Below are 22,846 nucleotides of genomic sequence, written 5' to 3'. Positions count from 1 at the left end.
GGCAAGTCGATCCAAGCGCGCCCGAATGGCAGACGCTGGCATGACCCATACCGAAGCCCATGTGCTGAAACTTTCCCGGCCGCTGCTGCTCGACAGCGGACGCAGCCTTGCGCCGGTCGAGGTCGCCTATCAGACATACGGGCGGCTGAATGCAGCCAAGGATAATGCGATCCTTGTCTGCCATGCGCTGACGGGCGACCAGCACCTTGCCAGCCCGCACCCCAAGACGGGCAAGCCAGGCTGGTGGCAGCGCGTGGTGGGGCCGGGCCTGCCGATCGACACCGACCGGTTCTTCGTCATCTGTTCGAACGTGATCGGCAGCTGCATGGGATCGTCCGGTCCGTCCAGCGCGGCAGAGGACGGCGCGCCTTTCGCGATGCGCTTTCCCGTCATCACCATCCGCGACATGGCCCGCGCGCAGGTCGCGCTGGTCGATCATCTGGGCATCGACCGGCTGCACGCGCTGGTCGGCGGGTCGATGGGCGGGATGCAGGTGCTCAGCTGGGCGGCGAACTGGCCCGACCGTTTCGGCGCGGCGCTGGTGCTGGCATCGGCGGCGCGGCACTCGGCGCAGAATATCGCGTTCCACGAAGTCGGGCGGCAGGCGATCATGGCCGATCCCGAATGGAAGGGCGGCGATTATTATGCGGAGAATGTAGACGATCCGCGGAAAGTCGGCCCCGAAAGCGGCCTCGCCGTGGCGCGCATGGCGGCGCATATCACCTATCTGTCGGAACAGGGCCTGACCGAGAAATTCGGACGGAACCTGCAGGACCGCGAAGCCAAGACATTCGGCTTTGACGCCGATTTCCAGGTCGAAAGCTATCTGCGTTATCAGGGGCTGGCTTTTACCGACCGGTTCGATGCGAATAGCTATCTCTATATCACCCGGGCCATGGATTATTTCGATTTGGCCGAGGAACATGGCGGCCGTCTGGCCGAGGCGTTCGCGGGGCTGAAAGCGCGCATGTGCCTCGTCAGCTTCGATACCGACTGGCTTTATCCCACCAGCGAATCGCGGCGGATTGCCCATGCGGTGAACGCGGCGGGCGCACCGGTCAGCTTCGTCGAATTGTCGGCGCCGTTCGGGCATGACAGCTTTTTGCTGGATGTGCCCGCGCTCGACCGCGTGATCGAGGGTTTCCTGTGATGGCAGCGCCCCAATCCGGCCTGCGGCCCGATCTTGCGGTAATCGCACAACATGTTGCGCCCGGCAGCCGTGTGCTCGACGTCGGGTGCGGCGATGGCGCGTTGATGGCGGCGCTGGTGGCGGGCAGATGCGACGCGCGCGGGCTGGAGATCGAGCCGGCCAATGTGGCCACATGCGTATCGCGCGGCCTGTCTGTGCTGCAGGGCGATGCCGACAGCGATCTGGCGTTCTATCCCGACAACAGCGTCGATGTGGCGATCCTGTCACAAACCTTGCAGACCACGCGTCGTCCCGATCTGGTGATCGAACAATTGCTGCGCATCGCGCCGCGCGGTTTCGTGTCTTTTCCCAATTTCGCCCATTGGCGGGTGCGCGCCAGCCTGATGTTCGGCGGCCATATGCCGGTCACCCGGCTGCTGCCCGAAACATGGTACGACACGCCCAATATCCACCATGTGACGATCGACGATTTCCGCGCTCTGGTGAACCGTCTGGGCCTGTCGGTCGAACGCAGCTGGTTTCTGAAAGGCGGGCGCGTCACCGCACCGGCGGCGGCGAATTTGCGTGCCGAACATGCGGTGTTCCAGCTCGCCCGTTGACGGGCGCGGGCTAAAATCCGCGCTTCACAAGACGTTCCACGCTTCCCCACAGGGGGTGGATAAATCCTGCCCTTAATCCGCTTGATGCTTGCCGGTGTGATAGGCATTACCCTGCTCTATGAATCAGTACGACCCTGTCCCCCTTCACGCCGTTTCCCCTACCGATCAGGATGCGCCCGCACGCGTGCTGCCCTCTAACGTAGAGGCAGAGGCCGCCTTTCTGGGCGCGGTGCTGATTGACAATCGCGTGCTGGAAGAATTGCCGGTCAATCTGAACGCCGACCATTTCTTCGAACCGCTGCATTCGCGCATTTTCGAACGCATCATGGTGCTGATCGACCGCAAGGCGGTGGTCACGCCGGTCACGCTGAAACCGTATTTCGAGGATGACGAGGCGCTGAAGGAACTGGGCGGGATTTCCTATCTCGCCCGGTTGACCGCCGATCCGCACGCACTGCTCGCGCCCAAGGAACTGGCGCAGCAGGTGTTCGATCTGGCGCTGCTGCGCGAACTGGTATCGGTTGGCCGCCAGCTGGTGACCGACGCGATGGACACGTCCGAAACGGTCGAGCCGATGCAACAGATCGAGCGGGCGGAAAGCTCTTTGTTCAAAGTGGCCGAGGGCGCATCGACCGGCAGCGAGACGCAAAGCTTCGCCGATGCGACGCGCACCTCGATTAAGATGATCGAACAGGCGCTGAATTCCGGCGGGCATGTTTCGGGCACCACGACCGGCTTCAATTCGATCAACGAGAAGACCGGCGGGCTGCACGATTCCGATCTTATCATCCTCGCCGGTCGTCCCGGCATGGGCAAATCCTCGCTCGCCACCAATATCGCGTTCAACACCGCGAACCGGCTGCGCCGGGATCTGGCCGACGGGATCAGTGAAGAGGAATCGGTGGGCGCGGCCGTCGCCCTGTTCTCTCTGGAAATGAGCGCGGACCAGCTGGCCACGCGTATCCTTGCCGAGAATTCGGGCATTAGCTCGCACAACCTCCGCATGGGCAAGATCAGCCGCGAGGATTTTCAGGCCCTGTCGCGCGCGTCGCAGGAACTGAACGAGCTTCCCCTTTTCATCGACGATTCGCCGGGCCTGTCGATCGCGGCACTGCGTGCGCGGGCGCGACGGTTGAAGCGGCGGCATAATATCGGGCTGGTCGTGGTCGACTATCTGCAATTGCTGCAGGGATCGGGCCGCGCAAACGACAACCGCGTGAACGAGATTTCGGAAATTTCACGCGGCCTGAAAACGCTGGCCAAGGAAATCCAGGTCCCCGTGATCGCGCTGTCGCAGCTGTCGCGTGCGGTGGAACAGCGCGACGACAAGCGCCCGATGCTGTCCGACCTGCGCGAATCCGGCTCGATCGAGCAGGACGCCGACATGGTCTGGTTCATCTACCGCGAGGATTACTACGTCGCCTCGCGCGAGCCGAAACGTCCGCTGGAAACCGACGAGGCCAAGGTGCACGAGGCGCATGCCGCATGGGCCGCGGAAATGGAACGCGTGTTCGGTCTGGCCGAACTGATCGTCGCCAAGCAGCGCCACGGCTCCACCGGCAAGGTCCGGCTGCGGTTCGAACCGCGCATCACCCGGTTCAGCGATCTGGCCGAGGATGATTACTCCAGCGATTACGACTGATCCAGCGGATCGGTCCCGCGCGGGGTTTGCCAGTGCGGGACCGCCGCGATCAATAGCGGACGCCGATACCCGTCACGATCTGGTGCCGTTCGAACCCCAGTGAAACCCGCTCGCTGTCGAACGCATATTTGTAATCGTCATAGTCGGTATAGCGATATTCGACCTTGGTGAACCAGTTGTCGATCAGCCGGGCCTCTGCGCCGCCGCTGAAACGCATGCCGTCGCGCCAGTCGTCGTATGAAAAGTCATAGCTGGGGTCGATCTCGTCCTCATAGGTGACCTCGGCCTTGCCGGTAACATAGGCCGCGCCGGCATAGAGCAGCGCGCGCTTGCTGAGTGGAACGCCGATACGGCCTCCGACGGCCAGATTGGCATGCGGTTTGAAGCAGGCCTCGTCATAGCCGTAGAGCGTTTCGCAGCGCTTGTTGATCGGAATGTCGAAGCTGCCTTCGATCCCCAGATAGACCGGCCCGACCGGCAGATCGTAACCGATCGTGCCGCCCAGCAGCATGCCATCGGTATTGCCGGATTCCCTGAAATTGTCTTCGGGGAAATCGCTATCCTCGTAATCCAGCGTGGCGTTGACGTGATCCCAACCGATATTGGCTTCGATCCTGAAGCCCGGAAACTCCTGCGCCGCAGCCGGAGTGGCTGCGGCGATTGCAGCCACCAAAGACAAATATCGCTTCATAGATACCCCCTTCTTTATCTCCGATGAAGTGTATCGTTGAAACGTTTAAATCAGGGAGCGGGATAGCCGGATTATCGACAGGATTTAAATGGGGTGTTGTTCCGATTTACAGGGCAGAGAATCCAGCCAATACTAACAACTATTCACCGGCCAGTTCCTTCTTCGCCAGTTCGGCCTGCGCCCTGAACACGGGATCGGCCTGAAGCCGCGCGAAAGTGGCCGATGCGATGTTCCGGCCCGATACGGTGTCGCTATACCAATGGACGCGGCAGATGACGCGGCTTTGACCAAAATCATAGCCGCGCTTCAGTATCTCGTCCTCCTTGGCAGGGACCAGTTCGGTCAGCACCAGCGCCAGCATCCAGCCGATGGCGGTGTGCCCAGAGGGGTAGGAGCCGTCGGTCCGCAGCACGTCTTCCTCGTCGGGCGTGCAGCTTCCCGCCTCGTTCTCGACGAAAGGGCGAACGCGCTGGTAATGGTTTTTCGCGCGATAGGTGGACAGGCCCGCATCGGTCATCGCGCGGCGCAGCAGCATTTCGGTATGGGGTTTCGTTCCGTCGGACAGTGACATGCCGACGATGGGTTCGAACGACGACACCACATGCGGCCAGTTCAGATCGGCATCCGACGCGGCCAGCGCCTGCCGTTCTGGTGGGGCGGAAATCGCATCGACATAGGCTTGCTGGTCGGCGGCCTTGGCAGCCGTTCCCGCGGCAGGGGGCGCTGGCAGCAGGGCCAGACTGTCGGGCGCGTCGGCAGGGTCGAGGTACCCCTTGGGCAGCGGATAATGCTCGCTGATCACGCCTACGTCCTCGATTGAGGTGGGCGGGACGATGGCGGGCGCATCGACCGGTGCGCTGGCCGTTGTGGCGCAAGCCGCGGGCAGCCACGCCGCGCCCGCGATCAACAGCAGTTTCCATGATTTCGCCATCGTACAGCCCCCGTTTATGGATCATCGGAATCGGTGCTATCGGGAGATGGGGGCGGGGAATATCGGTATTTTCCCCCGAAAGGGATCAGTCGGCGGCAGGCAGGATGGCCGAAGCATCCTGCTTCTCGCGCTCCATCCTTACGCAATCGAGGATTTTTGCGCCCGCCAGAAATACCGAGCCGGTGCAAGCCAGAAACAGGAGATAGCCGCCGAAACCGGGATATTGGTCAAGATAATGCGTACCGCGCTCCGCAGCGCCAAGCCCCAATGCATAGATGACCATATAGGCCTCTATCCGCGTCTTGATGACGAACAGCCGACCCAGTTTCTTGAGTTTGGCGGCGAACAAGGCTTGGTCAACTCCTCAACGATTGCGGGCGAATCCTCTTGTTAAGAACTTGGTAACCTTTCTGACGGTTCCCGACAAAGTTGTTAACCATAATCCTTGAGCCCAACGGCCTCACACAGGTGTCCGTGCGCGTTGCGGATACGGTCGGCGAGGGCTTCGTTGCCGATTTCGGCAGAGGAAATCCGCTCGGGCCAATGGCGCGCGATCACCCCTTCCAGAAGGTCGGCCCTGGCCTCGTCCAGCATAAAGCGCGGGTCCACCGTCGCAGGGTCCGCCACCACGCGAAGCCGCAGACATGCTGGCCCTCCGCCATTGGCCATGGATTGACGGACGTCGACGGGCAGCACCTTGCGAATGGGTCCGTTGCCTGCGACCATCGCATCCAGAAAGGCGCGCACGGGCGCATTGTCCCACGCTTCGGTCGGCACGATCAGCGCCTGCACCTCTTCGGGCAAAGTCACCAGCTGCGCGTTGAAGAGGTAACTCGAAATCGCATCGGCAAGGCTGACGGCACTGGCCGGAACCTCGACGATCTTGGCCGTGGGCAGCTTTTCGCGGATCGCGGCATAGAGCGCGTCTTTATCGGCGAAGGCCTGTTCGTGGCAAAACAGCACATCCTCGTTCGCAACGGCCACCACGTCATTGTGGAATGCGCCTGCGGCAATCGCCTCGGGCGCCTGTTCGGCAAAGATGCAGCGACCGGGGTTCAGCCCGTGGCGGCGCGCGATGGCGCGGAAGGCCTGCTCGTGCTGGCGGGCGGGGAATTTCCCGCCGGGGCGGCCATAGATGAAAATCTCGACCCCTGCCTCGGCATGCGAAGCACCCATGCGCATATGGTTTGCCGCGCCTTCGTCACCGAAAGTGGGCGGCACGGGGCCGTGGACGGCAAAATGCGTCTGGTCGGCAAAGGCGATGCGCAATTGCCGCAGAGTATCGGGCCATTCGATCGACCGGTGCGGCATGGTCACCAGATTGGCGACCGTCAGATGGCACCGCCCGTCCGCCGTATCGGGCGCGGGGGACACGGTGGCGGCATTGGCGGTCCACATCGAACTGGCCGACCATGCCATGGCCGTCAGTGCCGGATCGAACTCTCCATCGGCGCACATGTCATGCAGAAAGGCGCGGTTCGGGCGCGGCAGCGGCAGGAAAAAGCCCTGCGCCAGCCCCAGCCGCAAATTATGGCGCATCTTGGCGATGCCCTGCAGCGCCGCCTCTCGCGGAAAGGCGGTGTCGCCTGCGTGGCGCGTGGCGGCCAGATTGCCAAGGCTGAGCCCCGCGTAATTATGCGAAGGGCCGACGATCCCGTCGAAATTGATCTCGCGCAGCATGCGTATGGTCCTTTATCGCGGCGCCCAGAACAGCGCATCGCCGGCATTCAGTTTCAGCGCGGCGGCAGCCTCTGCCTCCACCGCCAGCGATCCGTCGTCGCGCGGCTCTACGCGTGCCATGGCGCAGCGGAAATCCTGTAACGCCCCCGCCGCGACTAGCGCGCGCTGGCCCTTGGCCGGTCCGTCCGCCGCCATAATGGACCCGCGCGTGGCGGCAATCGTCTTCACCTGATCGGTGCGGGCGATCATCGTCGGGCCGGCATCGAAAATATCGACATAGTTTTCAAAGCGGAAACCCTCTGCCTCCAGCATGCGGCGGGCGGGGCGGCCGCTTTCGTGGGTCACGGCGATGGCATCGCGCGCTTCCTCGCTGATCATGTTCACATAGATCGGGTTCTTGGGCATCAGATCGGCAATGAACTGGTTGCCGTGCAATGCGTTGAATTCGTCGGCATCGCGAAAGCTCATGCCGAAAAACCGGCCCGCGACACCGTCCCAGAACGGCGCGTTGCCCTGTGCATCGACCACGCCGCGCAATTCGGCCAGCAACCGGTCGCCGAAACGCGCGCGATGCATGGCGATGAACAGATAACGGCTGCGCGCCAGCAACATGCCCAGCCCGCCCGCACGCGCATTGGGGTGCAGGAACAGCCCGCCGACCTCGCTCGACCCTTCCAGATCGGTGACGAGGTTGAGCATCTGGTTGCGGAACGTGCGGTCAAGCTCGCGGCTGTGGGTCGTCAGCGTGGCAATGCGATAGGAATAGAACGGCAGATCGCCGCCGATCCGGCTGAAGATCTGGCATGTGCCCAATATCCGGCCGCTTGCCGCGTCCTCCAGCATCAGCACGAACAGATCATTGCCGATTTCGGAGTCGGCCGGTCGGGCGAAAGCGCGCGCGCTGGCGTTCAGCTTGGCGGTCAACGCGGGCCGGTCTGGCGGAAGGTTGGTAAAGCCGCCGCCGGTCAGCTTCGCCATTTCATACAAGGCTTCCAGATCGTCGGGACGCGAAGGGCGGATGATATGGGTCATGCATTCTCCGAAAGGTCGGGCGCGCCGTCGCCAAGACCATGCTGCGCAAGGCGGTGCAACACCAGCGCCGACAATTGTGCGCGTTCGGCCAGCGATTCGACGATCAGATACTCGTCCGCAGAGTGGATCGCCCCGCCGCGCACACCCATCGTATCGACCACGGGCACGCCGCAGGCCGCGATACTATTGCCGTCGCACACCCCGCCCGTATCGCGCCGCGCCGCGACCAGCCCCAATGCGCGCGCGCTTTCGTCGACCAGCGCGAACAGGCGTGCGGCCCCCGAATCGACGGGTTTGGGCGGGCGCGATATGCCGCCGTTCAGATGCATCTCTACCCCGTGCTGCGCAGCAACCGCATTGAGCAGGTCGGGCAGGCTGGCCTCGAACGCCTCTGCGACCTTGCGGCTTTTGGGGCGGATGTTGAAACGCAGCACCGCATGGTCGGGTACGACATTATTGGCGCTGCCGCCGTCTATCTTCGCCGGATTGATCGGCAGATCGGCGGTTTGCATCGCCTTCAGCCGCAGGACCAGATCGCTGGCCGCGACCAGCGCGTTGCGCCCGTCCTGCGGATTGCGTCCCGCATGCGCCGAACGGCCCGTGACAATCACCGAGTAATTGCCCGAACCGCCCCGCGCGCCCGCCATGGTGCCATCGGGCATAGTCGCGGGTTCATAGGTCAGCGCCGCCAGCTTCCCCGCCGCCAGTCGCGCGATCAGCGGGGCAGAGGACTGGCTGCCCACTTCCTCGTCCGAATTGATCATCACATCATAGCCCAGCGTGGGCGCCAGCGGGCTGCGCTCGAACGCCAGCAATGCCTCTGCCATGACCGCGATGCCCCCCTTCATGTCGGCAAGGCCGGGTCCGTTCAGCACGCCCCGTTCCCGCTCGCGGATCGTCTGGAACGGGTGGTCGGCGGGAAAAACCGTGTCCATATGCCCCGTCAGCAATACGCGCCGCGCCGCGTCGGGACGGACCGAGAGGACGAGATGTTGCCCGCGCTGCAAGGCGATTTCGCGGCCCGCCGCGTCGATGGCGCTGACGGGGGCGGGGTCTTCCATCCGCACTTCGCCCGGCAATTCGCCAAAACAGGCCGCCAGCAATTCTGCCTGATGCGCGAGCCCGTCCAGATTGCCCGTTCCGCTGTTGATCGCGCTCCACGCCAGTGCGCGGTCCAGCATGCGGGCGGGACCGATGGCGGCCAGCATGGCGGCCTGTTCGGCGGTAATGGCAGGATCCTCTGGTTTCATATGCAACAAGAGGTAGTGCAGTCGGGGTCGTATTGAAACCCGGTCAGGAAAGTTCGCGCGCGATGGCGCAGAATTCCGCGATCGACAAAGTCTCTGCGCGGCGAGCGGGATCGATATCCAGCGTTGCCAGCGCGTCCAGCGCGCCCGCCACATTTTTCAGCGACTGGCGCAGCATTTTGCGCCGCTGGCCGAACGCCGCCTCTGTCACGCGGGCCAGCACGCGCATCGACACGCCCTGCGGCGCGGCGGCGGGGACGGCGTGGACGATGGCGCTCATCACCTTGGGCGGCGGGGTAAAGGCGCTGCGATGCACTTTCATCGCGATCCGCGCTTCGGCCCGCCACTGGCCCAGCACGGCCAGACGGCCATAGGCGCTGCTGTCGGGACTTGCGACGATGCGCTGCGCGACTTCCTGCTGGAACATCAGTGTCAGCGACGACCATCGCGGCGGCCACTCTTCCTGCCCCATCCAGCGGGTGAACAGCGCCGTGCCGACATTATAGGGCAGGTTGGCCACAACGGCATAAGGCCCGTCGAACAGGCTGTCGTGATCGATGGCCATGGCATCGCCCTCGATCACCTTCAGCCGGTCGGGAAAGGCCTCTCCCAGTTCGGCCAGAGCGGGCAGGCAGCGGCGGTCCATCTCGATCGCGGTGACCTTTGCCCCTGCACGCAGCAGGGCGCGGGTCAGCCCGCCGGGGCCGGGGCCGATTTCCAGCACATCCCGGTCCTTCAACGAGCCGGGTATTGCGGCGATGCGGTCCAGCAATTGTTCGTCGAACAGGAAATTCTGGCCCAGCGCCTTCGACGCGGACAGCCCGTGTTTCGCGATGACTTCGCGCAAGGGGGGCAGTTGGGGCGCGCTCATGCCGCGATCCTGTGCCGCCGCGCGGCACATTCGCCTGCCATGCGCAGCGCCGCCAGCATCGGCCCCGCATGCGCACGGCCCGTGCCCGCGATGTCGAACGCGGTGCCATGATCGGGCGATGTGCGGATCACCGGCAGGCCCAGCGTAACATTGACGCCCTTGTCGAAATCCAGCGCTTTCAGGGGGATCAGCGCCTGATCGTGATACATGCACACTGCAAGATCATAGGTTTCGCGCGCGGCGGCGTGGAACATGGTGTCGGCAGGCAGCGGTCCGCGCACGTCGAACCCGTCCGCGCGCAAGTGTTCGACGGCCGGCGCGATGATCGCCGCATCCTCGTCGCCCATGCGTCCGTTCTCTCCGGCATGGGGGTTCAACCCCGCGACGGCAATGCGCGGTGCGGCAATGCCGAAATCGCGCTGCAAGGCGCGGGCGGCGATGGCGGTGCGGCGATGGATCAGGCGGGCGGACAGCAATGCGGGCACGCGCGACAGGGCGACATGGACGGTAACGGGCACGACGCGCAGCGACGGTCCGGCCAGCATCATCACCGCATCATCGGCGGGCACGCCGCAGGCTTCGGCCACGAATTCGGTCTGCCCCGGATGGGTAAAGCCGATCCTGGCCAGTTCGGCCTTGGCGATCGGGGCCGTCAATATGCCGCCTGCCTCACCCGATACGGCCATGGCGCTGGCACGGGTCAGGCTGTCCAGCGCCAGCCGCGCACCCTGCGCATCGGGCTGGCCGGGGCGGTACGGGACATCGCCCAGATCGATCACCGGCAGCGCATCGGCAAACATATCGCCCGCCTGTGCCATGGTTTCGATGCGCGCGACCGGCAGATCGATGCCCACGCTGGCAGCGGCGGCCTGCAACAGGGTGGCGCTGCCGACGCAGGCGAAGGGGGGCAAGGCCTCTGCCCCGCGCATTTCCCACAGCCGCGCGATCAGTTCCGGACCGATTCCGGCCGGATCGCCTGTCGATACGACCAGCCCCGAAGGCGCCTGATGGAGCATCGGGGCCGCCGCTTCGATCAGTTATACTCGACGATGGCGTCGCGGCGCAGGTCGCGCATATAGTTCTGGGCGCGGCGTTCGATGCGCTCGTCCTCGATCTGGTTCATCACCTGATCGAAAGTCGGGCCGTTCAGCATCGGCGGGTCGGACCGGCTGCATACCATCATCGCGCGCAGCGGCTGGCTCGCGTCGCTGGCGGCCACGCCATAGGGGCGGGTCACGCCGCCGTCGGGCGTGCTCATCACCATTTCCTGCAGTTGGTTGGGCAGCTGGCGGATCGCGATCTGGTTCACTAGCACCGCTTCGGCACCGATCTTCTTCGCATCGGCCTCGACCGTGGAGCAACCGCCGGTGAACCCTTGCGTCTTGGCGCCGAAATCGGCGGCAAAACGGTTCATCTCGTTCATCGACAGGCCTGCGGGCATGTTAATCGTGATCTGTGCAAGGCTGACCTGACCGTCGCGCGGATCGGCCACCATCACCTGCCGCTTGTCGCGCATATACAGGATGGAATAGCCGCCGCAGCACGGGATCGGACCCTGCAACTGGCCGGTTTCCATCTGCGGCACGATCGCGGCCAGTTCGGGCGGCAGGCGATCCAGCCGCACGAAGCCCAGATCGCCGCCGCGCGCCGCGGTCGAGGCCTGCGAATATTGCGCCGCGACCGCCGCAAAATCGCCGGTTTCCTGCAGCTGCGTCATGATCGCCTGCATGCGCTGTTCGACTTGTGCGTCGGCGCCTGCGGGGGCGGCCACGTAAATCTCGCCCAGCCGGTATTCGGCAGTGCCCTGATCGGCCTTCATCCGCTCGATCTGTTCGTTCACCTCGCGCGCGGAGACATTGACCAGCGGCGCGACATTGCGGCGCAGCAATTGCTGCCACGCAGTCTGGGCCAGCAACATGCGCTGGATCGACGCGGGCGAGGATCCGACCGACTTGGTCAGCTCGTCCAGCTCGGCCGAGGTGACGCCCAGTTCGCGCTGGGCATAGCGGTCGTACATCTGCAACACCTCTTCCGAGGTGATGAAGATCTCCGCCTCGCGCGCGTTCTGGATCTGGATCAGCTCGTCCACCAGCTGCTGGACCACCTGTTCGCGTTCCTGCGGGGTCAGGCGGCGCTGGTTCGTCGCTTCCAGCCATGCGACGCGCTGGTCGATATCGGTCTGGGTGATGATCTCGCCATTGACCTTGGCGCTGGCGGTGCGGACGCCGGAGTTGCCGTTTGCCGCAGGGGTGCTTTCCATTCCGACCGACGGGCCGATCGAGGGCTGCGCGCTTTGCCCCTGCGCCGCTGCCGGAAGCACGGCGATCAGCGCCGCGGCGCAAATTCCCGCCGCACCGCGCTGCAATCTGGCAATCGTCACATCTGTCGTCATCATCAGCATCCCTTGCCGCATCTGCCCCTTACGCCGGACAGGCGCAGTAAAATCCTTGTGTCACGGTCCGTTACCGGAACGCCGCTTGCCGGAAAAGCAGCACGGCCGGCCCTGCCCGCGGCGTCCCCTGTGCCGTGATCCGGCTTAACCGTGGCTGAGCCGGTTCACCATGAAGCAGCTCGCCATGTGCATCCCGGGGGAAAGGCCGTGTAGGGCGGCGGCGTCCTTTCGGCAATGGCCCTATGGGCGTGCATGCACCGGTCGGACGTATCAGAACCCGATGCCTTTCAGCCGGAAGCGCAGCAGAAACGTATCGCCCGCCTGCGCATCGCCGGTGCTGCGCGTGTCGCGCCGCCATGTCAGGCCCAATTCGATGCACTCATCCTCATACGCAATGCCCAGCCGCGTGCGCAGCGGATCGAAACCGTCCGACGTATTGCCGGGGTCTTCGGCCGCGTCGGTCAGGTTGATCACGGTCGATCCGAACACCGACATGTGGTCCATGAACGCGACCCGGCCTGCAAGGCGGATTTCCTCGCGGTCGCGCAAATCTTCCAGCGTGTCGGGAATGTCGCGGTTCAAGCGCAGATAGCCCGCTTCCAGATAGGTGTCGCGCGTGCCCACCGCGACGTCCCATTCGTTGCGGCGCACGGCCAGCGTATCCTTGTCCACGCGGAAGCGATGCGCGAATTTCACCCATTCGCGCCAGCGCACATCGACCCGCCCGACGATGTCCGACGTATCGCCCGTCAGGCCCGTGCCGTCGGGATAGAGGTCTGAATTGCCCGACATGCGATAGCTTTGCCCAAAACTGGCATCGATGCGCCAGCCCGGTGCGGTCCAGCGCCAGTCGAATCCATAGGTCAGCCGCACACCGTCTTCCACGCGGTCGTAACCGGGAAAGCGGTTGAGCGAGAAGAGATTGGTGTCCTCTAGGTCGAAGGCGCGCGAATCCTCGTTCGGAATGGCAAGGTTCTTGATGTCGGGTGTTGCGACCAGCTGGACGTGCGGGGTCAGAACCTGTGTCCCGCCCAGAAAGGCGCCCGTCAGCGGATAGGTTACATCGATCGCGCCCAGCGCCACCCCGCGACCCTGCCAGCCCGACCGGCCCCGATACAGATCGACGCTGGTCAGCGCGTTGTCGGTGGAGTGATAGGCATCGCCGCGGGCCAGCGCGGTCAGTTCCACCACCTGTCCCCACGGGGTCAGTTCCCGCAGGTTCCATTCCGCGCTGGCAAAGGCACGCTGCGTATCCTGTCCGTCGGCGCGGAACAGGGCCATCGAATTGGCCTGCAGCATGATTTGCCCGCCCAGCAGCGGATCGGCGATGCGGCGGCGGTAATCGATCGCGGGCAGCGCCATCGGCACCAGCCCCTGTTCCTCGTCCACGCGCAGGGTCTGCGTTGCCCAGCCGGCAAAGGACAAATAGGAATCCTCGTCGATCCGCTCGACATTCACCATCGAACGCAGGCGGTCGTCGCGGCTGATGTCGTAACGGCGCAGGAAAGTGCGGTCGCTGGCGACGCGGATCGATCCGGTAACGCTCCAGTTCTCGTCCAGCTGGAACCGGCCGTTCGCATCGAAATAGCCGCGCAGGTCCTTTTCCTCTTGCGGCGTGATCTCGGTCGCATCGCCGATGGGCACGCGCGAGGACGAGGTGATGTACCCCGTCAGCTGATAGGCCCCGTCCTCGGTCAGCGCGGCATAGCGCGCCTGCGCCATGGGCAGCACTTCGGTATAGGCGGTGCCCTTCAGCGTCAGCTCGCGATTGGCGGCGATGCGCCAGTAATAGCCCGCCTCGACTTCCATCCCGTTCGATGCGGAAAAGCGCAGGTCGGGCGTGACAAGGCCCGATACCGGCTGGCCGTCGGCGCGGATTTCCATCCACGGCAAAGGCACGAGCGACAGGCCGAACAGTTCCAGCTTTGCCCCGCGGAACCGGATCATCTGCGTGGCGGGGTCATAGGCGACATTATCCGCCGTAATGCGCCAGCTCGGGTCCTGTCCGCAGCCGTCGGCATCCTCGACCGGGCAGGGGCTATAGGCCGCGTCGGTCAGCGTGACACGCTCGTCGTCCAGCCGCTCGCCCCGACGTGCGGCCATGCGCCCGCCCTGTGCCAGCACCAGCAGCATGTTCTGCATCGCGCCCGCGCGCAATTCGTCGGTCAGTTCCAGCCGGTCGGTGAACAGCACATTGCCGCTCTGGTCCACCAGCCGGATATCGCCGGTCGCCACGATCTGTCCGGTGGAACGGTTCCAGCGCACTTCATCGGCCTGCAACTGCTGGTCCTGCCGGCGCAGCAGCACGCGGCCCGACGCGACGATGATTTCGTCGCCGCTTTCATACCCCAGTTCGTCCGCTTCGAATGCGATCTGGTTCTCGTCCTCGGGCGCCTCGATCCCGAATGGCGATTCCGGCGTGCCCGCGGGGGGCGGGGCCGCATCCTCGATACTGTCGGGATAAAGCGCCTGATCGATGTCGTCCCAAAAGCCGGGCTCGTCGATCGTGACGGGCGGCATGTCTGCGGGGGTCTGTTCCAGCAGATCCGCCCCGCTTTGCGGTTCCGCTTGCGGGGCCGGAGTATTCAGGGGGTCGGCATCCTGCGCCATGGCAGGCAGCGCCGCGACGAGCGCTGCGCTTGCCAGCAAGCGCGCGGCAAGGCGCGCGGTCACGCGGCGCGCAGCCATAACGCGGGGCGCCGGCGGCAGAATTCGGGCCTGACCGTTCGCGGGAATTCGCATGTGACGCTGATGCTCGATCTCGAAAGGCTCTGATACGCGCGGGCGATGCGCCGGGGGTTGCAAACTATGGCCCGACGGGTCGCATCGGGCGGGACGGCTTGCCTATCGCACCGCCGCTCCCTAACTGCAATCGCGTAAAACCAGTGCTTGCCGGACACCGAAACCGGTTTGCCGTGCCGCCAACCCCTTCCGGCGGCGCATGAAAGCAGAATGACAGCAGGATAAAGGTCACTCCCATGAAGATTACTTTCGCCGAATCGCTTCCCGCCGATCTGCGCGCCACCGTCCTGCCGGTGGGCGAGGGGGCGCTGCCCGATACCCTGCCCGCCACGGTGCGCGACGGGGCCAAGGCCAGCCGCTTTGCGGGCAAGGCGGGCCAGCTGTTCGACGGTTTCGCCGAAGTGGACGGAACAGTGCAGCAGATCGTTCTGCTGGGAACGGGCAAGGGCGATGCATCCTCGCTGGAACGCGCGGGCGCGGTGCTGTCGGCGAAATATCTCACGTCGGGCAAAAAGGCGCTGGGCATGGATCTGTCCGCCACCGGCATCGACGCATCGGGCGCGGCGGCGCTGCTGCTGGGTGCGCGGCTGCGGGCGTGGCGGATCGACACCTATCGCACCACGCTGAAGGACGAGCAGAAGCCTTCGCTGACAGAAATCGTCGTGACCGGCGCGCCCGCGGGCAGCGAAGCGGCATGGGATGACGCCGCCGCAGTCGCAACCGGCGTGGAATTCACGCGCGAACTGGTCAGCGAACCGGCCAATACGATCTATCCCGAAACCTTCGTCGAACGCTGCAAGGCGCGTCTGGAAGGCAGCGGCGTGGAAATCACCGTGCTGACCGTCGACGATATGGCGCGGCTGGGCATGGGCGCGCTGCTGGGCGTGGGGCAGGGGTCGATCGACCGGCCCGCGCGCATCATCGCTATGCAGTGGAAGGGCGGCGGCGACGAAGCGCCGGTCGCTTTCGTGGGTAAGGGCGTGACCTTCGATTCGGGTGGCATCTCGATCAAGCCTGCTGCCGGCATGGAAGAAATGAAGTGGGACATGGGCGGCGCGGGCGCGGTCGCGGGCACGATGCTGGCGCTGGCAAAGCGCAAGGCCAAGGCCAATGTCGTGGGCATTTGCGGCCTGACCGAGAATATGCCCGACGGCAATGCCCAGCGCCCGGGCGACATCGTGAAATCGATGTCGGGCCAGACGATCGAAGTGATCAATACCGATGCCGAAGGCCGCCTTGTGCTGTGCGATGCACTGACCTGGGTGCAGCAGACGTTCAAACCCGCCAAGATCGTCGATCTGGCTACTCTGACCGGCGCGATCCTGATTTCGCTGGGCAAGGAACACGCTGGCCTGTTCTCGAACAATGACGAGCTTTCCGAGGCGCTGACTGCCGCGGGCAAGAGCGTGGGCGAGAAACTGTGGCGTTTCCCGCTGGCCCCCGAATACGACAAGCTGCTCGATTCGCAGATTGCCGACATGAAGAACGTGGGTCCGCGTTTCGGCGGCTCGATCACGGCTGCCCAGTTCCTGCAGCGTTTCATCCAGAACGATACGCCTTGGGCACATCTGGACGTGGCAGGCATGGTCTGGGCCGACAAGCCGGGCGCGACATGGGACAAGGGGGCGACCGGCTATGGCGTGCGCCTGCTCGACCGGTTCGTGCGCGACACGCTGAAGGGCTGACGCGACGGCCGTGGCGCGGGTCGATTTCTATCATCTGACGCGCGACAGCGCGGAATCGGCCCTCGCCATGCTGGCGGGCAAGGTGCTGGGCGCGGGGCAGCGCATGTTGGTCGTCAGCGCCGACCCCGCCCAGCGCAGCGCGATTTCGCGGCAATTATGGGAAGCGCCCGGTTTCCTCGCCAATGGTGAGGCGGGTGGTGAAAACGATACGCGCCAGCCGGTGCTGATCGGCGACAGGCCCGCTGCGGCCAATGATGCGGGCATCGTCGCGCTGGCCGATGGCCAGTGGCGCGAAGAGGCGCTGGGATTCGACCGCGCGCTTCTGCTATTCTCCGAATCGACGATCGCGGATGCACGCGGCTGCTGGCGCGCGTTGGGCCAGCAGGCCGGAATCGAACGTCATTACTGGAGCCAGGATGCGTCGGGACGCTGGCGCGAGGGGCCCTGATATCGAACGCTAACGTCCGGGGGGAACGAAAGCATGAAGACAGATCGCATGACTGCCATGGCCGCACTGGCCCTTTCCGCCTTGACCCTTGCGGCTTGCGGCGGCGGGGAGGACGCCGATGACGGCGGCACCACCATCACCACGCCCGACGGCAGCGTCACGGTGAATGATGACGACGATGGCACCATGACCTTCCGCGCCGACGGGGCCGAGGCCGTGGTGAAAACCGGAACCGGCAACGCGGATAATCTGCCCAAGGGCTTTACCGCATATCCCGGCGCGAAAATCACCATGAGCGTCGAGGGCAATCAGGGCGGAAAAAGCGGCGGTATGATCGCCATGGAAACCTCTGCCCCGCCCGAAAAAGTGATCGCCTTCTATAAGAAGCAGGCCGAAAACGCGGGGCTGGAGATCGAGAGCGAGGGCAAATTCTCGGGCAGCCACATGCTGGGTGCCCGTAGCGATGCGCTGGGCGTGAACGTGGTCGCCAATGGCGGAGACGACAAGACGCAGGTCCAGATCGCCTATGGGACCGAGGGATAGGGGCTGGCATCTTCCCTCTACTCCGGTCCCGCATAAGCGGCCCCCGCAACCGTCCAGACACAACAGGGTTGTGCCCGTCCGCCCGCGCGGCTAGGGGCGCGGGCATCGCGCGGCTGCCGATTTTCACCCGCGCGCACCCGATTTCACTCAGAGGAATATTACCATGGCGGTTACCCGCACCTTTTCGATCATCAAGCCCGATGCCACCCGCCGCAACCTGACCGGCGGCGTCACCAAGATGCTGGAAGAAGCCGGCCTGCGCGTCGTCGCGTCCAAGCGCATCCAGATGACCCGCGAACAGGCCGAAGGCTTTTACGCGGTCCACAAGGAACGCCCCTTCTTTGGCGAGCTGGTCGAATTCATGATCAGCGGCCCCGTGGTCGTGCAGGTGCTGGAAGGTGAAGACGCCGTAAAGCGCAACCGCGACGTGATGGGCGCGACCAATCCCGCCGACGCAGCCGAAGGCACCATTCGCAAGACTTATGCCGAATCGATCGAAGCCAATTCGGTCCACGGTTCGGACAGCGACGAAAACGCGAAGATCGAGATCGACTTCTTCTTCAAGCCCGAAGAAATCGTCGGCTGATCATCCCGTTTCGGGACATTACAGCCCGCAGCTGACCATCGGGTTTTTGAACGGGCTTTGTAATTTCTAAGGCCCCCTCGATTTGCTATCCTGCCCCGATAAGGGGCATGAAGGGATCGAGGGGGCCTTTGTCATGTTGCGGGTATTTGCGCTGATCTATCTGTTGGTGGGCATTGCCCTGTCCGCGTGGATCGGCCTGTATCTGATGGCCATCGTCGGACAGCCTGACCCGCTGGCACCCACCGTGCTGAACGCCATGTCGGTGCCGGGATCGTTCCTGACCCGCTTTACCGGACCCGACCAGCCATGGATGGACCTGTTGGTGTGGGCCGGATCGGTGCTGGTGAATTTCGGCCTGCTCAGCTGGCTGGCCGATAATCTGGGCGAATAGGGGCCCTAGAACTCATCAGCCGCAGCGCGCAGGCCCGCCAGCCGTTTGGGCGCGACCGCGCGCCAGCTGCGTTCGACCCATTCACCCACATGGTCCCAATCGACGCCGGGGCGGTTGAGGATCAATCCGGCCCAGCCGCTGGCCCCGTAATAGGCGGGGCGGAACCAGATTTCGGGATCGCGGGCGGCCATTTCCTCCACCTCGTCCACGCCGGAGGTTTTGACCAGCACGGCAATATGCGCCTCGCCATGGTGGCGGTCGGCGAAATGGGCAAAGAACTTCCCGCTCTTCCCGCCGGTGTGCCACGCGGGACTGCCATGCGAATCGCGGACCTCTGCCTCGGGCAGGGCCAGCGCGATGCGGCCGACCCGTTCGAACAGCCAGTCGGCGCGAAACGGGCGGCTGACCAGATCTTCCAGACAGCGCGAATAAAGCTGGTGTTCGGCAAACAGCACGCGCGCGGCCAGCGTTTCGGCGGTGTCGTCGGGCAGGATCGCCACCGGCGTCTGGCCCAGCACCGGCCCGTCGTCCAGCTCCGCCGTGACCAGATGGACCGAACATCCGCCATGGCTGTCACCGGCCGCAATCGCGCGCCCATGCGTGTCCAGCCCCTTGTATTTCGGCAGCAGGGAAGGATGGATATTGACCATGCGACCTTCCCACCGGCCCACGAATTCGGGGGTCAGGATGCGCATATATCCGGCCAGCGCGACATAATCCGCCCCCGCTTCGCGGATCGCGGCATCCATTGCATCGTCATGCTCGGGCCGCTTCATCCCCTTGTGCGGCAGGGCAAAGGTCGCCACGCCTTCGGCCCTGGCCAGCGCCAGCCCCTTCGCGTCGGAATTGTTCGATGCGACCAGCACGATCTCATACGGACAGTCTTCGCGGCGGCTGGCGTAAAGCAGCGCGGCCATATTGCTGCCCGTGCCGCTGATCAGCACGGCGACGCGGGCTTTCGGAAAGGCGGGGCTTGCAGTCACTGGTTGTGCGTCGCGGTCCAGTCGGCGCGGGCGGACCAATCGCCAGCCTTGCCCGAAACGGTGCAGCCGCGTGCGCCGGTGCGGATTTCGCCGATGCGGAACACGGTTTCGCCTGCGGCTTCCAGATCGGCGGTCAGCGAAGCGGCTTCGTCAGCCGCAACCGCCAGCACCATACCGATGCCGCAATTGAAGGTTCGGGCCATTTCCTCCGGCTCGATATTGCCCTGCGCCTGCAGGAACGCCATCAGCCGCGGCTGATCCCAGCTGCCCGCGTCGATATGGGCATGCAGATGATCGGGCAGCACGCGCGGCACGTTTTCCAAAAGGCCGCCGCCGGTGATATGCGCCAGCGCATGGATGCGGCCCGCCCGGATCGGGCCAAGCAGCGTTTTAACATAAATCTTCGTCGGCGCGATCAGCGCGTCGATCAGCAGGGTTTCGTGATCGAACAGGGCGGGGCGGTCCAGCTTCCATTCCTTGTCCGCCGCCAGACGGCGCACCAGCGAATAGCCGTTGGAATGCACCCCCGAACTGGCAAGGCCCAGCAACACGTCTCCGTCAGCGACCTTGTCGCCCGTCAATTGCTCGCCGCGTTCGACCGCGCCCACGCAGAAACCGGCCAGGTCGTAATCGCCTTGCGCATACATGCCGGGCATTTCCGCCGTCTCGCCCCCGATCAGCGCGCAGCCGGCCATCTTGCACCCTTCGGCAATGCCCGCGACGACACGTTCCGCCACGCCGTTTTCCAGCTTGCCGGTGGCGAAATAGTCGAGGAAGAACAGCGGTTCGGCCCCCTGCACGATCAGATCGTTGACGCACATGGCGACCAGATCGATGCCGATATGGTCGTGCCGGTCGGCATCGATGGCCAGCTTTACCTTGGTCCCCACGCCGTCATTGGCGGCAACCAGCAGCGGATCGGTATAGCCTGCCGCCTTGGGATCGAAGAACCCGCCGAAACCGCCCAGCTCGCTGGTGGCGCCGGGGCGGGCGGTGGATTTCGCCAGCGGGGCGATCGCCTTTACCAGCGCATTGCCCGCGGCGATCGACACGCCGGCCTGTTCGTAACTATAGCTTTTCGGGCTGTCGCTCTTGTCGTTCATCGCATTTCCCGGCTGGGCACACAGGCCCCGATCAAGTCTGCGGTGCGCGGCAATATGCGCGACGCACCGGTGAAGGGGCAGCGCCTATCGCTTTCCGGCTTGGATTTCCACGGCCATTTGGGCAAAGAAGCGGGCATGAACGCCATTATGCTTCTTGTGCGTGGCCGCTAGGCCGCCCTAAGCCTTTTTCCGATATGTCGATTTCGCTTTCGAATCCTGTTCGCGACACGCTGCCTTACCGCGCGATTTTCGTCGTATTCGTGCTGACGGCGCTCGCTTTGGCGGGTTGGCGCGTCGCCGCGCAGGTCGAAGGGGATCGCGGCATCGCCCCCATCGCCAGCAGCGGCGATTTCGAAGTGGACGGCATTTCGGTCAACGCCACCGGCAAAACGGCCGAGGAAGCGCGCACCAATGGCTGGCTTCAGGCGCAGCGCAAAGCGTGGGACGTGCTCTATGCCCGCACACATGCCGGGGCCAAGGCACCGCAAGTGCCCGATTCGCGTCTGGCACAGATGGTCTCTGCCGTTGTGGTAGAGCGCGAGGAGATCGGCCCGCGCCGCTATGTGGCAAAGCTGGGCGTGATTTTCGACCGCGCGCGGGCTGGCGAGTTGTTCGGCCAGACCGATGCGATGGTGCGATCCGCGCCGATGCTGGTGCTGCCGGTGACCTATTCGGGCGGGGTGGCGCAGCTGTATGAACATCGCACGCCGTGGCAGCGCGCATGGGCGCAGTTCCGCACGGGTTCCAGCCCGATCGATTACGTGCGCCCGTTCGGTGCGGGCGGCGAATCGCTGCTTTTGACAGCGGGACAGGCCAGCCGCCGCAGCCGTAGCTGGTGGCGCAACATCCTCGACGAATTCGGCGCGGCGGACGTGCTGGTGCCGATTGCGCGGCTGGAACGCCAGTGGCCGGGCGGTCCGGTGGTGGGCACATTCACCGCGCGCCACGGGCCCGATAACGAATATCTGGGCAGCTTTACCATGACCGCGGCAGACGATGCCGAACTGCCCGCCATGTTGGAACGCGCGGTCGAACGCATGGATGCGGTCTATGCGCGCGCCATGGCCGATGGCCGCCTGCGGGTCGATAATACGCTGAACGTGGAAGAGGCGACCATTGATCCGGCCCTGATCGAGGCGCTGACAAGCGAAGCCGTCCCTGCCGCTCCGGCCAGTGCCGCGCCGCAGCCGGGCGCGACCGCACCGGTGCCGCAGCCGGTAACCGCGCAGCCCGCCGCCCCGCTCAGCCGGTTCGCGGTGCAGGTGGCCACGCCCGACCCCGCATCGCTGGATGCCGCGCTGACGGGCATCAACGGTACGCCGGGTGTTGCGAATACCACGGTCGGCAGCCTTGCCATCGGCGGCACTTCGGTACTGCAGGTGGGCTATGCTGGCAATCTCGACGGTCTTGCCGAAGCCCTGCGCGCCCGCGGCTGGCAGGTGACGCAAGGGGCCGACGCGCTGCGCATTTCGCGTTAGGCCATGGCCGCGCCGCCCAAACCCTTTGCCGGACAGATCCCGCTGCCCCTGATGCGGCAGGGCGGTTCGACCCGCATCGTGATCGGCCCCGCGAACGAGGGCGTGCTGGAGGCCTGTCGCCTTGCCGATAGCTGGCCGTTTCGCACTGCGCTTTTGTGGGGAGAGCAGCGATCGGGCAAATCGCTGATCGCGCGCTGGTTTGCCGAAAGCGGTCTGGGCGACGCCATCGACGATGCGCAAGGGCTGGACGAGGACGCGATCTTCCACCGCTGGAACCGCGCGCAGGAAGCGCGCCGCCCGCTGCTGATCGTCGGGCCGCCGGTGCCGGACAGCTGGCAAGTCGCCCTGCCCGATCTCGGCTCGCGGCTGGGTGCGGCGCTGAATCTGCGCATCGAAACGCCCGACGATACGATGATCGAGGGGTTGATCGAGGCGCATGCCGAAGCGCGCGGGCTTGCATTGGCGGACGGGGCCACCACTTACCTCGTGCCGCGCGCGCCGCGCAGCTTTGCGGGGGTAGAGGCTCTGGTCGCGGAAATCGACCGCATCAGCCTTGAACGCAAGATCCCCGCGACGCTGGCGGTCTGGCGCGAGGCGCTGGACATTCTGGGCGGCGGCACGGGCGAGCAGGGCGATCTCCTTTGACGGACGG

Annotated in this window: 22 protein-coding genes; 10 read left to right on the top strand and 12 right to left on the bottom strand. The window is 64.8% G+C overall.

From position 1 onward, the window contains the following. Positions 1–40 precede the first annotated feature (40 nt). From LOZ74_RS15760 to LOZ74_RS15750, 3 genes are all read left to right on the top strand, one after another. Positions 41–1,150: a homoserine O-acetyltransferase gene (locus tag LOZ74_RS15760; RefSeq protein WP_230291963.1), complete on the top strand. Its 1,110-nt coding sequence runs from the start codon at positions 41–43 to the stop codon at positions 1,148–1,150. Beyond that, on the top strand, positions 1,150–1,749 hold the full coding sequence (metW, locus tag LOZ74_RS15755) for a methionine biosynthesis protein MetW (RefSeq protein ID WP_230291962.1): 600 nt from the start codon (positions 1,150–1,152) through the stop codon (positions 1,747–1,749). The genes LOZ74_RS15760 and metW overlap by 1 nt, the downstream gene beginning before the upstream one ends. Before the next feature lie 118 nt (positions 1,750–1,867). Beyond that, a complete protein-coding gene (locus LOZ74_RS15750; RefSeq protein ID WP_230291961.1) occupies positions 1,868–3,391 on the top strand; it encodes a replicative DNA helicase in 1,524 nt (507 codons plus the stop codon). A 49-nt stretch (positions 3,392–3,440) separates the two neighbouring features. On the opposite strand, the gene LOZ74_RS15745 is transcribed toward LOZ74_RS15750, so the two are convergent. The 10 genes from LOZ74_RS15745 to LOZ74_RS15700 form a co-directional block, all read right to left on the bottom strand. Next, complete coding sequence (locus LOZ74_RS15745; RefSeq protein ID WP_230291960.1) at positions 3,441–4,082, bottom strand: outer membrane protein; 642 nt, start codon at positions 4,080–4,082, stop codon at positions 3,441–3,443. A 139-nt stretch (positions 4,083–4,221) separates the two neighbouring features. Then, positions 4,222–5,013 carry a phosphatase PAP2 family protein gene (locus tag LOZ74_RS15740; RefSeq protein ID WP_230291959.1) on the bottom strand — a complete coding sequence of 264 codons (792 nt, stop codon included), beginning with the start codon at positions 5,011–5,013 and terminating at the stop codon, positions 4,222–4,224. Positions 5,014–5,098: 85 nt separating this feature from the next. Beyond that, complete coding sequence (locus LOZ74_RS15735; RefSeq protein ID WP_230293927.1) at positions 5,099–5,296, bottom strand: hypothetical protein; 198 nt, start codon at positions 5,294–5,296, stop codon at positions 5,099–5,101. A gap of 149 nt (positions 5,297–5,445) precedes the next feature. Next, positions 5,446–6,693, bottom strand: a complete 1,248-nt coding sequence (locus LOZ74_RS15730; protein ID WP_230291958.1) for an N-succinylarginine dihydrolase — start codon at positions 6,691–6,693, stop codon at positions 5,446–5,448. 12 nt (positions 6,694–6,705) lie between these two features. Beyond that, on the bottom strand, positions 6,706–7,725 hold the full coding sequence (locus LOZ74_RS15725) for an arginine N-succinyltransferase (protein WP_230291957.1): 1,020 nt from the start codon (positions 7,723–7,725) through the stop codon (positions 6,706–6,708). Further along, entirely contained in the window at positions 7,722–8,975 is a 1,254-nt protein-coding gene (locus LOZ74_RS15720) for a hydrolase (RefSeq protein ID WP_230291956.1), read from the bottom strand. Before LOZ74_RS15720 ends, LOZ74_RS15725 begins: the two co-directional genes overlap by 4 nt. A gap of 43 nt (positions 8,976–9,018) precedes the next feature. Continuing rightward, the gene (gene rsmA / locus LOZ74_RS15715) at positions 9,019–9,843 is read right to left on the bottom strand and encodes a 16S rRNA (adenine(1518)-N(6)/adenine(1519)-N(6))-dimethyltransferase RsmA (RefSeq protein WP_230291955.1); all 825 of its coding nucleotides are present in this window, start codon (positions 9,841–9,843) and stop codon (positions 9,019–9,021) included. Beyond that, entirely contained in the window at positions 9,840–10,859 is a 1,020-nt protein-coding gene (gene pdxA, locus LOZ74_RS15710; protein WP_230291954.1) for a 4-hydroxythreonine-4-phosphate dehydrogenase PdxA, read from the bottom strand. The genes rsmA and pdxA overlap by 4 nt, the downstream gene beginning before the upstream one ends. Before the next feature lie 17 nt (positions 10,860–10,876). After that, complete coding sequence (locus tag LOZ74_RS15705) at positions 10,877–12,238, bottom strand: peptidylprolyl isomerase (protein ID WP_230291953.1); 1,362 nt, start codon at positions 12,236–12,238, stop codon at positions 10,877–10,879. Between the two features lie 267 nt (positions 12,239–12,505). Further along, a complete protein-coding gene (locus LOZ74_RS15700; protein ID WP_230291952.1) occupies positions 12,506–14,923 on the bottom strand; it encodes an LPS-assembly protein LptD in 2,418 nt (805 codons plus the stop codon). 290 nt (positions 14,924–15,213) lie between these two features. Here LOZ74_RS15700 and LOZ74_RS15695 point away from each other — a divergent pair, with 290 nt between their 5' ends. The 5 genes from LOZ74_RS15695 (at position 15,214) to LOZ74_RS15675 (ending at position 18,630) form a co-directional block, all read left to right on the top strand. After that, a complete protein-coding gene (locus LOZ74_RS15695) occupies positions 15,214–16,662 on the top strand; it encodes a leucyl aminopeptidase (protein WP_230291951.1) in 1,449 nt (482 codons plus the stop codon). A gap of 10 nt (positions 16,663–16,672) precedes the next feature. Further along, complete coding sequence (locus LOZ74_RS15690) at positions 16,673–17,110, top strand: DNA polymerase III subunit chi (RefSeq protein WP_230291950.1); 438 nt, start codon at positions 16,673–16,675, stop codon at positions 17,108–17,110. 33 nt (positions 17,111–17,143) lie between these two features. Then, positions 17,144–17,653, top strand: coding sequence for a hypothetical protein (locus tag LOZ74_RS15685; RefSeq protein WP_230291949.1), 510 nt, complete (start codon positions 17,144–17,146; stop codon positions 17,651–17,653). Positions 17,654–17,816: 163 nt separating this feature from the next. Then, the gene (gene ndk, locus LOZ74_RS15680; RefSeq protein ID WP_230291948.1) at positions 17,817–18,239 is read left to right on the top strand and encodes a nucleoside-diphosphate kinase; all 423 of its coding nucleotides are present in this window, start codon (positions 17,817–17,819) and stop codon (positions 18,237–18,239) included. Positions 18,240–18,372: 133 nt separating this feature from the next. Next, entirely contained in the window at positions 18,373–18,630 is a 258-nt protein-coding gene (locus tag LOZ74_RS15675; RefSeq protein ID WP_230291947.1) for a hypothetical protein, read from the top strand. Positions 18,631–18,635: 5 nt separating this feature from the next. Here the strand turns inward: LOZ74_RS15675 and purN are convergent, their stop codons facing one another. Both purN and purM read right to left on the bottom strand, forming a co-directional pair. Beyond that, positions 18,636–19,547 (bottom strand): phosphoribosylglycinamide formyltransferase, encoded by a 912-nt coding sequence (gene purN, locus LOZ74_RS15670; protein ID WP_370638914.1) that lies wholly within the window; start codon positions 19,545–19,547, stop codon positions 18,636–18,638. Between the two features lie 62 nt (positions 19,548–19,609). Beyond that, a complete protein-coding gene (gene purM / locus LOZ74_RS15665; RefSeq protein ID WP_230291945.1) occupies positions 19,610–20,716 on the bottom strand; it encodes a phosphoribosylformylglycinamidine cyclo-ligase in 1,107 nt (368 codons plus the stop codon). Positions 20,717–20,910: 194 nt separating this feature from the next. Between purM and LOZ74_RS15660 the strand changes: the two genes are divergently transcribed. Both LOZ74_RS15660 and LOZ74_RS15655 read left to right on the top strand, forming a co-directional pair. Further along, positions 20,911–22,194, top strand: coding sequence for a heavy-metal-associated domain-containing protein (locus LOZ74_RS15660; RefSeq protein WP_230291944.1), 1,284 nt, complete (start codon positions 20,911–20,913; stop codon positions 22,192–22,194). 3 nt (positions 22,195–22,197) lie between these two features. After that, positions 22,198–22,839, top strand: a complete 642-nt coding sequence (locus LOZ74_RS15655; protein ID WP_230291943.1) for an ATPase — start codon at positions 22,198–22,200, stop codon at positions 22,837–22,839. Positions 22,840–22,846: the final 7 nt, after the last annotated feature.

Source organism: Croceicoccus sp. Ery5 (assembly GCF_020985325.1).
Taxonomy (GTDB): Bacteria; Pseudomonadota; Alphaproteobacteria; order Sphingomonadales; family Sphingomonadaceae; genus Croceicoccus.
The sequence above is the reverse complement of the archived record's forward strand: the minus strand, read 5'-3'. Positions and strand labels throughout refer to the sequence as shown.

Excerpts from the sequence above, each read along its gene's own strand:
- LOZ74_RS15760 (WP_230291963.1), top strand. The coding sequence starts at position 41 with ATGACCCATACCGAAGCCCATGTGCTGAAACTTTCCCGGCCGCTGCTG.
- metW (WP_230291962.1), top strand. The coding sequence starts at position 1,150 with ATGGCAGCGCCCCAATCCGGCCTGCGGCCCGATCTTGCGGTAATCGCA.
- LOZ74_RS15750 (WP_230291961.1), top strand. The coding sequence starts at position 1,868 with ATGAATCAGTACGACCCTGTCCCCCTTCACGCCGTTTCCCCTACCGAT.
- LOZ74_RS15745 (WP_230291960.1), bottom strand. The coding sequence starts at position 4,082 with ATGAAGCGATATTTGTCTTTGGTGGCTGCAATCGCCGCAGCCACTCCG.
- LOZ74_RS15740 (WP_230291959.1), bottom strand. The coding sequence starts at position 5,013 with ATGGCGAAATCATGGAAACTGCTGTTGATCGCGGGCGCGGCGTGGCTG.
- LOZ74_RS15735 (WP_230293927.1), bottom strand. The coding sequence starts at position 5,296 with ATGGTCATCTATGCATTGGGGCTTGGCGCTGCGGAGCGCGGTACGCAT.
- LOZ74_RS15730 (WP_230291958.1), bottom strand. The coding sequence starts at position 6,693 with ATGCTGCGCGAGATCAATTTCGACGGGATCGTCGGCCCTTCGCATAAT.
- LOZ74_RS15725 (WP_230291957.1), bottom strand. The coding sequence starts at position 7,725 with ATGACCCATATCATCCGCCCTTCGCGTCCCGACGATCTGGAAGCCTTG.
- LOZ74_RS15720 (WP_230291956.1), bottom strand. The coding sequence starts at position 8,975 with ATGAAACCAGAGGATCCTGCCATTACCGCCGAACAGGCCGCCATGCTG.
- rsmA (WP_230291955.1), bottom strand. The coding sequence starts at position 9,843 with ATGAGCGCGCCCCAACTGCCCCCCTTGCGCGAAGTCATCGCGAAACAC.
- pdxA (WP_230291954.1), bottom strand. The coding sequence starts at position 10,859 with ATGCTCCATCAGGCGCCTTCGGGGCTGGTCGTATCGACAGGCGATCCG.
- LOZ74_RS15705 (WP_230291953.1), bottom strand. The coding sequence starts at position 12,238 with ATGATGACGACAGATGTGACGATTGCCAGATTGCAGCGCGGTGCGGCG.
- LOZ74_RS15700 (WP_230291952.1), bottom strand. The coding sequence starts at position 14,923 with ATGGCTGCGCGCCGCGTGACCGCGCGCCTTGCCGCGCGCTTGCTGGCA.
- LOZ74_RS15695 (WP_230291951.1), top strand. The coding sequence starts at position 15,214 with ATGAAGATTACTTTCGCCGAATCGCTTCCCGCCGATCTGCGCGCCACC.
- LOZ74_RS15685 (WP_230291949.1), top strand. The coding sequence starts at position 17,144 with ATGAAGACAGATCGCATGACTGCCATGGCCGCACTGGCCCTTTCCGCC.
- ndk (WP_230291948.1), top strand. The coding sequence starts at position 17,817 with ATGGCGGTTACCCGCACCTTTTCGATCATCAAGCCCGATGCCACCCGC.
- LOZ74_RS15675 (WP_230291947.1), top strand. The coding sequence starts at position 18,373 with ATGTTGCGGGTATTTGCGCTGATCTATCTGTTGGTGGGCATTGCCCTG.
- purN (WP_370638914.1), bottom strand. The coding sequence starts at position 19,547 with ATGGCCGCGCTGCTTTACGCCAGCCGCCGCGAAGACTGTCCGTATGAG.
- purM (WP_230291945.1), bottom strand. The coding sequence starts at position 20,716 with ATGAACGACAAGAGCGACAGCCCGAAAAGCTATAGTTACGAACAGGCC.
- LOZ74_RS15660 (WP_230291944.1), top strand. The coding sequence starts at position 20,911 with ATGTCGATTTCGCTTTCGAATCCTGTTCGCGACACGCTGCCTTACCGC.
- LOZ74_RS15655 (WP_230291943.1), top strand. The coding sequence starts at position 22,198 with ATGGCCGCGCCGCCCAAACCCTTTGCCGGACAGATCCCGCTGCCCCTG.